Origin of the sequence: Streptomyces himastatinicus ATCC 53653, from assembly GCF_000158915.1 — a bacterium.
GTDB classification, from domain to species: Bacteria; Actinomycetota; Actinomycetes; order Streptomycetales; family Streptomycetaceae; genus Streptomyces; species Streptomyces himastatinicus.
Window position 1 is genome coordinate 882840 of record NZ_GG657754.1, and the last position, 14992, is coordinate 897831.

General features: G+C 70.3%; 10 protein-coding genes and 2 pseudogenes. 7 read left to right on the forward strand and 5 right to left on the reverse strand.

The window, feature by feature from the left end:
• From SSOG_RS03055 to SSOG_RS03070, 4 genes are all read right to left on the reverse strand, one after another.
• A partial coding sequence (locus SSOG_RS03055) for an ADP-ribosylglycohydrolase family protein (protein WP_039936430.1) occupies positions 1-830 on the reverse strand: 830 nt, incomplete at its 3' end.
• Entirely contained in the window at positions 827-1660 is an 834-nt protein-coding gene (locus SSOG_RS03060; protein WP_009712739.1) for a carbohydrate ABC transporter permease, read from the reverse strand. The genes SSOG_RS03055 and SSOG_RS03060, both read right to left, overlap by 4 nt.
• Entirely contained in the window at positions 1657-2619 is a 963-nt protein-coding gene (locus tag SSOG_RS03065) for a carbohydrate ABC transporter permease (RefSeq protein ID WP_106516584.1), read from the reverse strand. Before SSOG_RS03065 ends, SSOG_RS03060 begins: the two co-directional genes overlap by 4 nt.
• Positions 2620-2632: 13 nt before the next feature.
• Entirely contained in the window at positions 2633-3997 is a 1365-nt protein-coding gene (locus SSOG_RS03070; protein ID WP_039936432.1) for an ABC transporter substrate-binding protein, read from the reverse strand.
• A gap of 359 nt (positions 3998-4356) precedes the next feature.
• On the opposite strand from SSOG_RS03070, the gene SSOG_RS03075 reads away from it, so the two are divergent.
• Positions 4357-5142, forward strand: coding sequence for a GntR family transcriptional regulator (locus tag SSOG_RS03075; protein ID WP_167542462.1), 786 nt, complete (start codon positions 4357-4359; stop codon positions 5140-5142).
• 159 nt (positions 5143-5301) lie between these two features.
• Positions 5302-6190, forward strand: a pseudogene (locus SSOG_RS03080) (nucleoside hydrolase).
• Between the two features lie 28 nt (positions 6191-6218).
• Here SSOG_RS03080 and SSOG_RS03085 read toward each other — a convergent pair.
• Complete coding sequence (locus SSOG_RS03085) at positions 6219-6563, reverse strand: hypothetical protein (protein WP_039936435.1); 345 nt, start codon at positions 6561-6563, stop codon at positions 6219-6221.
• A 148-nt stretch (positions 6564-6711) separates the two neighbouring features.
• Between SSOG_RS03085 and SSOG_RS58305 the strand changes: the two are divergent.
• The 5 genes and pseudogenes from SSOG_RS58305 to fxsT form a co-directional block, all read left to right on the forward strand.
• Positions 6712-7401, forward strand: a pseudogene (locus SSOG_RS58305) (5'-methylthioadenosine/S-adenosylhomocysteine nucleosidase family protein); the annotation flags it as partial.
• A 169-nt stretch (positions 7402-7570) separates the two neighbouring features.
• Positions 7571-7813, forward strand: coding sequence for an effector-associated domain 2-containing protein (locus SSOG_RS03095; protein WP_009712746.1), 243 nt, complete (start codon positions 7571-7573; stop codon positions 7811-7813).
• 144 nt (positions 7814-7957) lie between these two features.
• Positions 7958-9451, forward strand: a complete 1494-nt coding sequence (locus SSOG_RS03100; RefSeq protein WP_039936440.1) for a VMAP-C domain-containing protein — start codon at positions 7958-7960, stop codon at positions 9449-9451.
• The gene (locus SSOG_RS03105) at positions 9448-10629 is read left to right on the forward strand and encodes an AAA family ATPase (protein WP_050799748.1); all 1182 of its coding nucleotides are present in this window, start codon (positions 9448-9450) and stop codon (positions 10627-10629) included. The genes SSOG_RS03100 and SSOG_RS03105 overlap by 4 nt, the downstream gene beginning before the upstream one ends.
• Positions 10626-14981, forward strand: coding sequence for an FxSxx-COOH system tetratricopeptide repeat protein (fxsT, locus tag SSOG_RS03110; protein WP_039936444.1), 4356 nt, complete (start codon positions 10626-10628; stop codon positions 14979-14981). Before SSOG_RS03105 ends, fxsT begins: the two co-directional genes overlap by 4 nt.
• Positions 14982-14992: the final 11 nt, after the last annotated feature.

A 14992-nucleotide genomic window follows, 5' to 3' on the forward strand; every position in this document is an offset into this window, starting at 1 on the left:
TCGTCCCCGCCGAGCAGCAGCGCGGCCAGGGTCAGGGCGTGGTTGGGCACCACATGGCAGGGCCCGGGGTAGTGCCGGTAGCCGTGGCGCCGGTCGATGGTGTCGCGGACGGCCCGCCAGTCGTTCTCCTTCGCGCAGAGCGCGACGACGTCGTCGATGACGCGCTGGAGCAGCGGGGAGGTGACGAGGCCGCGGCACCGGTCGATGAGGTCCGCGAGGTCCGCGACGTCGAAGGCCAGGGCCCGCATCGCGCCGAGGAACGCGGCGGCCTCGACCGCGCTGCCGTCGTGGCTGACCGAGGCCGCCGCTCGCACCGCCGCCGCGGCCCGTTCGGGATCGCCCGGGTGCATCATCGAGAACGCGTCGCTGAAGATCTGCGCCCCGACCTGTTCGGAGAGCGTGCGCCCGTTGAGCCGGGCGGATCCGCTGGCGGGCGCGGTGACTCCGGCGCGCAGGCGGAGGTAGGCGGTGTGCTCGGTGGACCGTCCCAGGCCGCCCCACCACAGGATCGTCCGGCGCTCGACGATGTAGTTGAGCCAGGTGTCGCCGATCTGCTCGGCGGTGGGACCGGGGGCGTGGTCGTGGCCCTGGTCGTGATCGGTGACGGCGCGGAAGAAGGCGAAGGTGCCGGAGATGTCGTCGTCGGCGACGATCAGCGGCAGGCCGAGGTCCGCGTTGACGTAGTACGCCACGTCGCCGAACCGGCTCCGGATGTCCTCGTACGGCCATCCTTCGACCGGACGGCCCAGGTACACCCCGATGATCTTGCCGAGGACGCCCGCGTAGACGGCTTCGGCGTAGTCGGCGGCCCGCGTGCCGGTGGCGGTCATCCCTTCACCGACCCGCTGACGAAACCGTCGACGAAGTAGCGCTGGAGCATCACGAAGATCACGATGATGGGTCCCACCAGGATGACGGCGCCGGCCATCATCACGCCCTGGTTGGTGGAGAACGTGCCGTTCATCGACAGGTATCCCAGCGTCGCGGTCATGCTGGAGTCGCCCTGGAGGAAGGTGGACGTGATGAGGAATTCGTTCCACGCCATCAGTCCGACGATGGTGGCGACGGTGACGAGGCCGGGCGAAACGACGGGCAGGATGACCGAGCGCAGCAGCTGGAAGGTGTTCGCGCCGTCGACCAGCGCCGCTTCTTCCACTTCTTTCGGGACCTTCAGGAAGAAGGTGCGCATCAGGAAGACGGCCAGGGGCATGTTGATGGCGGCGATCACCACTCCCACCGCGGCCACATTGCCCAGCAGGTGGAGTCGGGAGAAGCCGAAGTACAGCGGGAACAGGAACAGCTGGATCGGCACCGTCATCGAGACCATGAAGTAGATCATTACGGCGGGCCAGATCCGGATCTTCTTCCCGGCCAGCACATATCCGGCGAGCGATGAACAGACGAGGACGACGAGGACCGCCGTGAAGGTCAGGATGAAGCTGTTGATGAAGCCGCGCTGGAAGTGGCCGTAGGACCATGCCTGGCGGAAGTTCTCGAAATTCAGGCCGGTCGGCAGGGACAGCGGGTTCGCGGTCACCGCGGAGGAGTCCTTGAAGCTGTTGACCAGCACCAGCAGCAGGGGGAAGAGGGCGGTGGCCCCGAAGGCGAGCAGGAGCACATGGCCGCACACGGCGGTGATGTGTCGCGCGTGGCCTCTCATGCGTTCAGGTCCTTCCGGCTCAGCCAGGTGTAGAGGAACGACGAGATGAGGCCGAAGAGGCTCATGATGAGCCCGACGGCGGCCGCCTTGCCGAACTGGAAGCTCGCGAAGGCGAAGCTGTAGGCGTAGGTGCTGAGCATTTCCGTCGCGTGGGCGGGGCCGCCCTGGGTCATCAGCCACACATAGTCGAACGCGAGGAACGAGAAAATAATGATCATGACCCACATGAGCTGGAGGGTCGATTTGATGCCGGGAAGGTAGACGTAGCGGAAGAGCTGCCAGCCGTTGGCCCCCTCCACGAGCGCCGCCTCGACCTGTTCGACGGGCGTCTGCCGGAGAGCAGCCAGATAGATGACGGTGAGGAATCCCCAGAAGTGCCAGATGTCGACGGCCGCGACGGCGTAAATGGCCGTGTGCAGGCCCGACAGCGGTTCGCCGAGGTTCAGTCCGTGGTGATTGGCGTAGCCGACCACGCCCGACAGCGGGTTGTAGACGATGTTCAGCCAGAGAATGGCGTTGGTGATCGGGGCGAGGACGTAGGGCACGAGAAAGATGACCTGGTAGAGGGTCCTCGACCGGGGCCGGGTCAGCAGCAGGAGGGCGGTGAGCAGCCCGATCGCCACCGGAATCGTCAGGAAGAGCAGCATCCACCGGATGTTGTTGCCGAGGGCGGTGGTGAAGACGGGATCGCGGAGGATCGAGGAGAAGTTCGCGAAGCCGATCCAGCGGGCCTTGAGTCCGATGCCGTCCCAGTCGGTGAAGGCGGCGACGGCGGTGAGGACCCCGGGGACGACCACCACCAGCGCCGACAGCAGCACGGCCGGTGCCACGAGCAGGTACGAGGTGAGCGTGGACCGGCGGCGGGGCCGGGCCCGTCGCCGCCCCGCGGTGGCGCCGGTGTCCGGCCTCCGCGCCGCGATACGGCGCGGAGGCCGGGCCGCCGCCTCGGTTGCGGGCATCTTCGCCGCCACGTCACTTCTGCTGCGGGATCGGCGGCACGAGCTTCTTGTCGAGTTCGGTCTTGAAGGTGCTCTCCACGCCGTCCAGGAATGTCCGCGCGGAGGTCTTGCCCAGCCAGACGGAGTCGATGTTGACCAGCGCCTGCTCGGTGGCGGGTGGGAAGAACGTCGCGGTGAAGTACCCGAAGTTTCCCTGGTTCACAGTGTTGATCATGTTCTGGATGGCGGTCACATACTGCTTCGACAACCCCGAGAAGTCGCCCGGATCGGCATCGAACTTCTTCAGCGGGACGCCCCAGTACCCCGGCCACACCTTGGTCATTTGCTTCGCGTACGACGGGCTCAGCATGTAGTTGATGACCTCTGCCGCACCGTCCTTGTTCGGCGAGTGGGCGTTGATCGACAGCGAGGCGGTCGTCCCGAGGGTGTACAGCGGGGACGCGAGGCTCTTGTTCACGTTCGGGAAGGACGTGAATCCGAGATCGTCGACGTTTCCGTTCGCGTCGTTGAAGTAGTCCGTCGCGAACTGGAAGGCGAGCGAGGGACCGATGAAGAAGGGCGACTTCTCGTCCTTCAGCAGCTGCATGGAGTCCGTGAAGTTGAGGTTGTTGTAATCCTTGCCCGCCAGATACCCCTTCTTGTAGAAGTCGGCGGAGTCCTGAACCGCCTTCACGATCTGCGGCGAGGTCCAGGGGATCTTTCCGGTCAGCGCCCGCTGGATCACGGACGGTCCGGCGTCATGCGTCAGGAAGATCGAGGAATAGTTCTCGTTGACCGGCTTCCATCCCTTGTTCCCGGTGACGGAGGCGTACAGTCCGGCGGCCTTGGCCTTGTCCATGACCGACGTCAGCTGAGCGAAGGTCTTCGGGACCGGCTCCTTGAGCTTGGCCAGGACCTTCTTGTTGTAGAAGATTCCCAGGGTGTTGAGCGAATTGGGCAGCGAGTAGAGCTTTCCGCCGACGGTCCCCGATTCGTACATCGGCCCGAGGAGACGGCTCTTCCAGCCGTACTTCTTGGCGTAGGGGTCCATATTGGCCAGCTTGCCCTTGCCGACGTAGGCCGCGGCGAAGGCCGGTCCGGATCCGTAGACGATGTCGGGTCCCCGGTTGGCGGTCAGGGCGACCTGCACGTTCTGATCCACGTTGTTGTTGAAGGTGACCGAGAGCCGGTACTTGCTCTGGGACGCGTTGAAGCCGTTCACCAGGATCTTCTTCATGGCGGCCTGGTGCGCCGGAGGCGCGCCCCAGAACCAGAATTGGAGATTCTTCCGGCCGCCGGCCGACGAGCTGTCGCTCGAGCCGGACGAGCAGCCGCTGACAGCCAGCGCGAGCGCGCTGGTCATCACCAGCGCGTACCGCCACTTGACGACCACGGGCATCCTGACCTCCGAAACGAGGGGACTGCGCACACCGAGAGGGGAGGGAGAGGGGCCGGACAGCACGGGGCCTCGGCCGGAGTGTGATCCGCCGCAGCGTCGACGACGGGCGGACGCGGGTCCCGCGGCGGAACATCGCCACCGCATCAGGACGACTGGTTGTATTAAGGTCAGTACCTTAAGCAGACGTACGACGGCCGTCAAGGGTCGGACGGCCCTCGTTTCCCGCGCGGACCAGCGCCTCGGACGCCCGCCGAAGCACCTCCCCACCCCCGGGAACGCTTGTTGTCATGATGTGAAGATGACTAAGGTGGCGGGGCTGAATTACGGGGGCTGTGTCCTTTCCGATGGGAGCGACCGAGATGCTGGCGTCCGAACGTGTCGACCGATCTTCCCCCGTACCCGCGTGGGCCCAGGTGGCGCAGATCCTCCGCCGCCAGATGGACACCGGCGTCCTCGGCGACGGCGAACGGCTGCCCTCCGAGCAGGAGTTGGCCACGGGCTTCGACGTCAGCCGGATCACCATCCGGCAGGCCCTGAGCAACCTGGCCGCCGAGGGGTACGTGGAGCGGCGCCAGGGGGTCGGCACCTTCGCGTCCCCCCGGAGCAGCGTCGTCCAGCACGACCTCACCCTCAGCGCGCGCTGGTCCGACCGCCTGCGCGCCGAGGGGCACGACGCCCTCTCCCGCCAACTCGGCGCGGCCGTGCACGAGAGCCTTCCCGCCGACCTGGCGAGGCGCTTCCCGGACGCCGCGGGGACGGGCGAACTCGTCTACCTCAGAAGGCTTCAGATCGTCGATGCCGTGCCGATCGGCCTGACCGAGTCCTGGGTTCCCGCGGGGCTGGCCCCCGGTCTGTCGAAGGAGCCGCTGATGGACGGCTCGCTCTCGCTCACCCTGGGCGAGCGGTACGGGATACACCCCGCCCAGGTCGACAATTCGGTCGAGTCGACGCATGCGGCCCCCGCCGAGGCCCAGTTGCTGGGCGTCCCCGCCGACACCCCCCTCTTCGTCGTCGTCGCGCTCAGCCGCCGCGAGAACGGCGACGTCATCGACGTCTCCAGGACGTCCTGGGTGGGCGGACGGGTGCGCTTCCGCTTCATCTACCACGCCGAGCAGGGGGCACCGGCCGAGCCCGCTCAGCCTTGACCGCCCCCGCGGGCAGCCTTAACGTACTGACTTCAATACGACCAGCTGTCTGAACCGCCGCAGGCCGTGTGCGCCAACCGTGACACTTCTCGGAGGCCTCGCGTGACCACTCCCGTGCTCATCGACACCGACCCCGGCATCGACGATGCCGTGGCCATCATGTTCGCGCTGCGATCGGGCCTCGGCCTGCGGGCGGTCACCGCGGTGTCGGGCAACCTCACCGCGGATCGAACCTCGGCGAACGCACGCAAGATCCTCGCGCTGGCGGGCCGGGCCGACATCCCCGTCGCCCAGGGCCCGCTGGCTCCGCTCGTGCGCCCCTACCCCCGCGATCCCTTCTCGCACGGCGACGACGGACTGGCCAACACCGGGCTGCCCGCCCCGACCGCGCCCCTGGATCCGCGCTTCGCTCCCGACGTCATCGTCGACCTCGCGCGGGAGCATCCGGGAGAGCTGACCGTCATCGCGCTCGCGCCGCTGACCAACATCGCGCTGGCCCTGATGCGCGAGCCCGAGCTGCCCCGGCTGGTGCGGCGCCTGGTCATCATCGGCGGCTCCTTCGGCATCGGCCCCTGGGGCGGCCGGCGGGCGACCGGCGACAACCCGGTGAGCGAGTGGAACGTCTATGTCGACCCCGAGGCGGCCCGCGCCGTCTTCCACGCCGGTTTCCGGCTGACCGCCATCGGCCTCGACGTGGCGACCCGCCCGGAGCTCGATCTCGGCGCCGCCCACCTCGCCGCGCTCGCCGCATCGTCCACTCCCGAGGCCGCGGTCCTGCTCGACGTCCGCGCGTTCGTACGCGACCGGGGGCTTCGGCGACTACTGCGGACTGATCGACTCGCTCGCGGTCGCGGCGGTCCTGGAGCCGGACCTCTTCGACCTGGTCGATCTGCGGGTCGACGTCGAGACCAGGAGTGAGCTGGCCCTGGGCCAGACCATCGTGGACGCCCGCGAACACTTCGCCTGGGACCACCTTCCGACCATCGAGGTGGCCGCCGACGCCGACTTCCCGCGCTTCCTCGACCGACTGGTGGGGACGCTTTCGTAACCCCGCCCGGGATCGGGCCACCGGGCGCTCAGCAGGTGTCGCCCACCGCGTCGATCTTCGAGCCGAACCGGCCGCTGTAGTTGCTGGCGTAGTCGCCCTTGCGGACCGAACGGCATTCCTTGCCCGTGGCCCAGTCGATGAAGGCGCCGGTCCTGTTGGCCCGGAAGGAACCCACGTGGTCCACGAACCGGCTGGGCAGGTCCACGTAGCCGCCCCGCCAGGTGTAGAGGTCGCCCGTCCCGTCCTGGAACCGCCACAGGCAGATCGCGTTGCTCGCGCACGCGGGCAGCGCCTGGGCCTGTGTGGAGGTGCCCAGCGTGGTCACGACGACCGTCCCGGCAACCAGCGCGGCGCGCATGAGGCGTGCGTTCATCCCGTCCTCCTTGACCCGGAAGCGAATTCCCCGATTGTCCACCGCTCAACGGAGGGCGGACAGAGAGGTCTTGTGTTCGACGTAGGGTTTTCAGCACGGTCGTGTTCATGTCGTGCAGAGTCGTTGAGGGTCGGTCGAGGGGGGAACCGTGGGGGCTGGCGACACCGGGGGCACGGGGCGGGCGGACGTCGTCGTCCTGACCGCGCTGGAGATCGAGTACCGGGCCGTACGAGCGCATCTGGAGGATCCGCGTCCCGTCCGGGCGGAGCGCGGCTCACTGTTCGAGACGGGCGTCTTCCGGTCCGGGGCCCGGCCCGGCGGGCGGCGGGTGGCGATCCATATGACGGGCCCGGGAAACCCGGGCGCGGCGGCGCTGGTCGAGCGGGCGGCGGCGCTCTTCGCACCGCGGGCCGTGCTGTTCGTCGGGGTGGCGGGCGGCGTCAAGGACGTCGCGCTCGGCGATGTGGTGGCGGCCGAGGCGGTGTACGACTACGAGACCGGCAAGGACACCGAGTCCGGGTTCCTTCCCCGGCACAGGACCCATCAGTCCGGCTACGGGCTGGTGCAGCTGGCCCGTAACGTCGCCGCGGCCGACGAGTGGCAGCGGCGGATCCTGCCCGACGCCACCGCGCCGCGCCCGCGCGCCCTGGTCAAGCCGATCGCGGCGGGCGGCCGGGTGGTGGGGCACGAACGCTCCGACGTGGGCCTGCGGCTCGCGGCCGTCGCCGGGGACGCGATCGCGGTGGACATGGAGGGCTTCGGCTTCCTCGCGGGCGCGTACGTCAACCAGCAGCTCGACGCGCTGGTGATCCGGGGCGTCTCCGATCTGCTGGGCGACAAGGGCGAGGCGCACGACGAGCGCTGGCAGCCGGTCGCCTCCCGGCACGCGGCCGCCTTCGCCTTCGAACTGATCGGGCGGCTCCCGGGCGCGGAGGCGGCGCCCGGCGCGCCCGCCCGGGCGCCGCCGCAAGCTCGGCGTCCGGGAACTCGGCGGTCTCGCGGACCTGTTGCTGGAGGTCCCCGGGCTGCCCTCCCCCGCCCGCTGGCAGCAGCTGCTCGACGAGCTGCCGACCGTCGGCACCGCGGTCGGCCGCCAGTCGGCGAGCCGCGCGGAGGCCCTGGCCCTGCTGCGCACCTGCGAGGCGCACCGGGCGCTGGGCGAGCTGGTGTCGGTGCTGGACGTGCTGGCCCCGGACGACCCGGCGGTGGCCGAACTCGCCCGCCGTGTCGAGGAACTGGGCCTGGGCTGACCGGGGCGCCCGCGGGTGTCGCCGGGGGCGTGCGGGGCATACAAGTTGTTCGGAGTCCGCGCGGGCGGCGCTTGCCTGTGGCAGGGTCTCCGGCGGGATCATCGGCGGCGGGGACCGGTGATGCGGGTACGGGGGAGGCACGGCATGGCGGCCATGCGGGAAGGCGGCCTCAGATCGGTCAACAGTTTGGTGTCGGCGTTGAAGGAGTTCCGCTGTCTGACGGATCCGGATTCGCGCGCACTGTGTCTGGACCTGGTCGCCATGGAAATGGAGACGACGTCCGTCCCGGTGCGCGGCCATCGCGTCACGGACTACTTCCTGGTGGAACTGGCCCGGGAGTGTCTGGAGAACGTGCGGATGATGCGCGCGCTGCGCGCCTCGCTCGCGGTGCTGGCGCCGGACACGGACGCCATGGAGCACCTCGATTCGGTCGTGGAGCAGATGACGGCCCGTCCGGTGCTTCCGGCCCCGGCCGCCGGAGGGCTGCGGTCGCTGCTGGAGGATCTGGAGTTCGGGAATCTGGGCCAGCTGTGCCGGGCCGCCGCGGGTCCGCTCCAGGAAGTCCCGGCGGTCACCGGCCCCTGGCACGCCTTCGAGGAGCTGAGCCGGATGAACGCGCGGCCGGACGGGCTGCCGCCGGGGCTGGCTCTGGTGGAGTACCTGGCGGCGTCGGCCCAGCCGCTGCGGAGGGCCGACGCGCTGCGGGCGTGGGCCGATGAGCAGGCGCGGGAGCTGGACCTGACCTCGCAGCTGAGATCGCTGCGCCAGCAGGAATGGCACGCCGCCCCGGCCGAGCCGGACGACGCGTATCTGGTGATCCGGCTGCTGCCGCAGGAGGAGCCGGGCCGTTACGAGCTGTCGTCCTGGCATCAGTACGACCCGAGCGGCTGGCATCCGGCCCGCGGCCCGGTCACCCAGGTCACCGCCGCCACCGCCGAACGGGCCGTGCAGGAGCTGGTGTTCGCGGCGGAGGAGGAGTGGAAGGACGCCCGGTGCATTCATCTGGAGTTCCTGCTGGGCCCCGACGACCTGAATCTGCCGGTGCATCTGTGGCGCAAGGAGCTGGACAGCACGATGGCCACACCGCTGTGCATGGACTATCCGGTCGTGGTGCGGAGCCTGGAGCGGAGCCAGACCAGGCGCTGGCACCGCCCGTGGAACCAGCGCTGGCAGATCTTCACCGGACGGCCCGAACTCGCCAGGGAGCTGGTCGTCGAGGGCCAGGATCCGGACAGTCCGCGCTCCGGCGACCCGGCCGCGCTGCTGGCCCGGCTCCAGGCGGATCCGCACGTCGTCGCGCTGATCCTCAACTCGCCACCGGGCGGCGCCGGTGAGGGCGCGTACGAGGCGCTGGCGGCCTGGCGGGCGGGAATTCCGCTGGTGGCATGGGATCGCCGGCCCAGCCGGGATCCGGCGTTGGTCCAGCACTTGAGACAAAAATCGGACGAGGCCAGCGGGGACCTGGCACGGCTCCGCGAAGCCGTGACAAAGTTACGTCTGGACGCCCATACGATCGACTCCGCGGAGCGGGAGCATCACCCGGGGCAGCATGTGGTGCTCGTCTGGGACGACCCGACCCGGCCCGTGGAGACGCAAGGACGCATGACGGGGCCGGACGAGGGGTTGGGCAGTCGATGAGCGACGCAGAGCCTGCACGGCGGCACAACGGACGGATCCCGGGTGGCGACGGCTCCTCCTCCGGTCCCCTGCCGTCCGGCATTCCGCGCCCCTGGTGGATCTACCAGGGCACCGGACGCCCGCTGCACGACGTCAGCCTGGAGGACATCCTTCCGCCCCCGCCGCCCTGGCGCACCTTCGGCGGGGTCTCGGCCTGCCCGCCGGACGGCTACGACGGCGCCGACGGCGCGTTATCCGACCCGGACGAGCCGCCGACCGAGCCCCCGGCGCCGCCGGAGGACATCCAGGACACCGCGCGACGGCTCGGCGCGACCCCGCTCGGCCTGCGGTCGGAGGCCGAGGAGGCGGACGTGGTGAACGCCGCGCTCATCCTGCGGCGCCCGCTGCTGGTCACCGGCCGCCCGGGCACGGGCAAGTCGACGCTGGCGTACCGCATCAGCCGGGAGCTGGGTCTGGGCCGGGTGCTGCGCTGGCCGATCACCACGCGTTCCACCCTGCGGTCCGGTCTCTACGGCTACGATGCCGTCGGCCGTGTGCACGCCGCGGCGGCCGGACAGGCGGCTGAGGAGGACGGTCACGAACCCGGACCGGAGGACATCGGCGACTTCCTCCAACTCGGCCCGCTGGGCACGGCGATGCTGCCGCACCGCCTCCCCCGCGTCCTGCTCATCGACGAATTCGACAAGAGCGACATCGATCTGCCCAATGACCTCCTCGACATCTTCGAGGCCGGGGAGTACTCCATTCCCGAGCTGGTGCGCATCCGCAGGCGGCGCCCGGCCGTATCGGTCCTCACCGACGACCCCGACCGCAGCACCGTCATCGACTCGGGCCGGGTGCGCTGCCGTGCCTTCCCCGTGGTCGTCATCACCAGCAACGGGGAACGGGAGTTCCCGCCCGCGTTCCTGCGCCGCTGTCTCCAGCTGCGGCTGCCCGACCCGGACGCCGACCGGCTCGCCGCGATCGTGGCCGCGCACCTGGGCAGAGCGGACGACCCGCGCGCCCGGGAGCTCATCGACATGTTCCTTGAGCGCAGCCGTCACGAAGGCGGGCTCGCCGCCGACCAGTTGCTCAACGCGGTGTATCTGGTGACGGCCCGTTCCGAGGCTCCGGGACCCGAGTGGGAGGAGCTACTGCGCGCCGTCTGGCACCGCCTGGACGCCGCAGGCTCGACATGACACACGACCCAGGCGGCAGGTCCGGCGAGCACGGCCCGCGGGACCTCGACTGGCAGCAGATCGCCGATGCCTTCTGGCTGGCCGTCTGCAAGGCCGAAACGGACCGCGGGCCCGGCCGCCCGGCGCCCGGCCCGCTCCCCGCGCCCCCGGGCGCCGACACCCCGCCGCCCACCGGCGACCGGTCCCCCGAACCGCCGCCGGAGAACGACGGCGGGCGGCGGCCCGCGCCCGAACCAGCCGTCTCGGCACCGCAGCCCGTGGAACTCGTCGAGGTACCCGAGGTGCCGGAGGATCCGGCCGGGACGGAACCGGCGCTGGTCACCGACGTCATGGTGCCCGCGCCCCGGCCGACCGCCGCAGGACCACTGGTCGCCGAGCGCGCCGTCTCCCGGGCACTGCGTCCCCTGAAGCGCACCGCTCCCTCGCCGGTCGAGATGGAGGTCGACGAGGAGGCCACGGCCGAGCGCGCGGCGCGCGAGGGGCTGTGGGTGCCGGAGTGCGCGCCGGTCCAGGAGCGCTGGATGGACGCGGTCCTGGTGCTGGACTGCGGCAGCTCCATGGTGGTGTGGCGGCGTACGGCGGCGCGGCTGGTCACCGTACTGGAGCGGACGGGTGCCTTCCGGAACGTCCGGGTGCACCGGATGAACACCGATCACCCATTGCCCGCGGACCACCACGACTCCCCGGTGGACGGCATGGCACCGCGCGGGAAGCGGGCGGTGCTGGTGCTCACCGACGGCATCGGCGCCGCCTGGGGCGACGAGAGCGCGCAGCGCGCGCTGGGGCGCTGGGCCCGGCGCGCGTCGGTCGCCGTGCTCCACGTACTGCGCCAGGGCCGCTGGCAGCACACGGGGATCGCACCGGAGCGGGTCCGGGTGCGGGTCCCCGAGCCCGAATCCACCAACATTGACTGGCGGCGGGGCGACGGCGGCTCCTGGCCGGGCGGCGAACCGCCGGTGCCGGTGCTGGAGCTGGACGCGCGCTGGCTGGGCAACTGGGCGCGGCTGGTGGGCCGTCCGTCGGACCGTGGCCATGACACGCTGGCTCTGCTGCCCGGGGCACAGGCCGAGCCATGGGATCCGGAGCCGGAACCCAGTGCCTGGGACCGGGTCTTCCGCTTCCGCTCCACCGCCTCGCCGAGCGCCTTCCGGCTGGCGGCACGGCTGGCGGCGGCACCGCTGAACATTCCCGTGATGGAATTCGTCCAGGGGATCCACCAGCCGGAGGGCAGCCCCGGCGATCTGGCCGAAATCCTGCTGGGCGGGCTGTTACGCAAGGTCGGCACCGCCGATCCGCTGGACGAGACCGGAATCGGCTACGAATTCCACGACGGGGTACGGGAACTGCTGCTGTCCGCCGGTTTACGGGACGAGTCGCTGTACACCCTGCGCAGTGTCCTGGACCGGCTGGGCCGCCACTGGAAGCCGCTGCATCTGCTGCGCGATCTGCTCAACCATCCCTCGGGGCCGGTGCGGGATCTGCCCGACACCGAGCGCCTCATGCCGTACATACGCCTTCAGGAACAGGTTTACCAGGCGCTTTCCGGGCCTTATCTCGAAGGCGCGCGCTCCTTTCGCGCCCTTGTCCTCGCGCGCCAAGCGCTCCCCCGCACGGGCGAAAGCCGCCCGGATCCCTTTGAAGACGTACCCAACTGGGGAAATGTGGTCCCCGAGGTTGCCGTGACTGACTCCATGACTCCCCGCCCCCGTCCGTCGTCCCAAGCCGACGATTCACCATCCCCGCCGGCGCACGGCACGCCGGGTACGGCGGGGGAGCATTCGAGAGGAACCTTCGTGTCCGTGACCGCTGCCCGGTCCCTGCCCGCCGTGGAGGAGCGCCGCGCCGGGGAACCCGCGTCCATCTGGGGCAATGTGCCGCCCCGGAACAACAACTTCACCGGACGGCGGGCGCTGCTCGACACGCTTCACGAGCGACTGCGCAGCGAAGGTACGGCCGCCGTGCTCCCCGAAACACTGCACGGTCTCGGCGGGGTCGGAAAGTCCCAGATCGCCCTGGAGTACGTCCATCAGCATGCCGCGGACTACGACGCGGTGTGGTGGATTCCGGCGGAGCACCCGGAGCAGATCCGCCAGGCGCTGGTGCAGCTCGCCGACCGGCTCGGGCTGAAGGCGGGCATGGAGGCGAACACGGCCGTGCCCAGTGTGCTCGACGCGCTGCGCACCGGGCGCCCCTGCCGCAACTGGCTGCTGGTCTTCGACAACGCGGAGGAGCTGGAGACGGTCCGGCCGTTCTTCCCCGCGGGCGGGCCCGGCCGGATCCTGGTGACCTCGCGGAACGCCCAGTGGTCGCGGGCCGCCCGGACCGTCGAGGTGGATGTCTTCGAGCGCGAGGAGAGCATCCAACTGCTGCTCCGGCGGGGGCCGGAGCTGCCGAACGAGCAGGCCGACCGGATCGCCGAGACCCTGGGCGACCTGCCGCTGGCGATCGAGCAGGCGGCGGCGTGGCTCAGCGAGACGGGGATGCCGGTCGACGAGTACCTCCAGGTCTTCGAGGACGAGCGGGCGGACGTGAGCACCCGCCGCAACGAGCTGCTGGCCGCCGGGGTTCCGGTCGACTATCCCGAACCGGTCGCCGCCGCCTGGAACATGTCGCTGCGCCGTCTCGCTGAGCACCATCCGGGCGCGCTGCAACTGCTCCAGATGTGCTCCTTCTTCGCCCCCGAGCCGATCTCCCGGCGGCTGTTCTCGGGCATCCGGGGTGTTTCCCTCTCCCCCGAGCTGTCGGAGGTACTCCAGGATCCGATCAAGCTCGGCCATGCGATCCGGGAAATCAACCGTTACGCCCTGATCAAAATCAATCACCGCAGCAACACCATCGAACTGCACCGGCTGGTGCAGGCGGTGCTGATCGGCCAGATGTCCCCGCAGCAGCAGGCCGATATGCGGCACAGCGCCCATGTGCTGCTCGCCTACGGCGACCCCAATGACGTCTCGCCCGCCAACTGGGGCCGCTACGCGGACCTGCTGTCCCACGTCCGGGCGTCCCGCGCGATGGACTGCGACGACAAATGGGTGCGGCAGATGGTGCGGAACCTGGTCCGCTTCCTCCATGTCTGGGGCGACCACGAGGGCGCGCTCGAACTCGGCAGCCGGGTACGCGAGAAGTGGCAGGACGCGCTCGGCGAGGACAACCCCGAGACGCTCGCCATCTCCCGCACTCTCGGCCATGTCCTCACCCTGCTCGGCCAGTTCGAGCGGGCCAGGGAGTTCAACAGCCGGACGCTCGAGCTGACGCGTGCCCGCGACGGCGACGACCACGAGAACACGCTGGTCACCATCGGAGCGGTCGCCAAAGACGCCCGCTACCAGGGTGATTACGCGCGCTCCGTTCAGCTGGAGGAGGACCGCTGGCGGCGGACCATCCGGCTGTTCGGCGACGAGGACCCGTACACCATCGCCGCCGCGAACGACTACGCCCTGGCGCTGCGCTCCGCCGGGGACTACGTACGCGCCCGCGAGGTGGACGAGAACGGGCACAACCTCGCCGAGGTCGTCCTGGGGGAGGACTCGCTGCTGACGATCCTGCTGGAGTCCAATCTCTCGATCGACGTCCGGGAGAGCGGCGACTACGTCGCCGCCCGCACCATGCTGGAGCGGACCTGCGCCCGGGTCCGCCGACTGCTTCCGCAGAACGCGCCGATCGGCGTCTACGCCTTGCGCAACCTCGCCGTGGCCCGCCGCAAGGCGGGCGACCACGAGGGGGCGCTGGAGGTCACCCAGGAGGTCCTGGAGCGGTACCGGCTGCGCTACAGCGAGCCCAATCTCCATATCTCGGCGACCTCGCTGAACCTGTCCATGGACCTGCGCCAGACCGCCGACCTCGACGGCGCCCGTGAGCTGGGCCGCAAGTGCCTGGACGACATGCGGTCCATCCTCGGGCCACGGCACCCGGTGGCGCTGAGCGCGGCCGTCGACCTGGCCGTCACCCTGCGGCTGCTGGGAGAGACCGAGGCGGCGCTCGCGCTCAACAAGGAGACGCTGCCCCTGCTGGTCGAGCAGCTGGGGGCGGACCATCCGATCGCCCTGGCCTGCGCGATCAATCTGGCCAGCGACCACTACACGCTGGCGGACTACCAGGAGGCGCGGGCACTGGACACCGAGACGCTCGCGGCCTGCCGGTCGCGGCTGGGCGAGGACCACCCGACCACGCTCGCCTGCGCGGTCAATCTGTCCGGGGATCTGCGCGCGCTCGGTGAGGGCCGGTCCGCCGAGGAGCTGCACAACGACTCCCTCGCCCGGTTGCGCGCCGTCCTGAGCCCGAATCACCCGGCCACGGTCGCGGCGGCCCGGGGCATCCGCGCGGACTGCGATGTGGAGGCGCTCGCCTTCTGACCGCCCGGGCC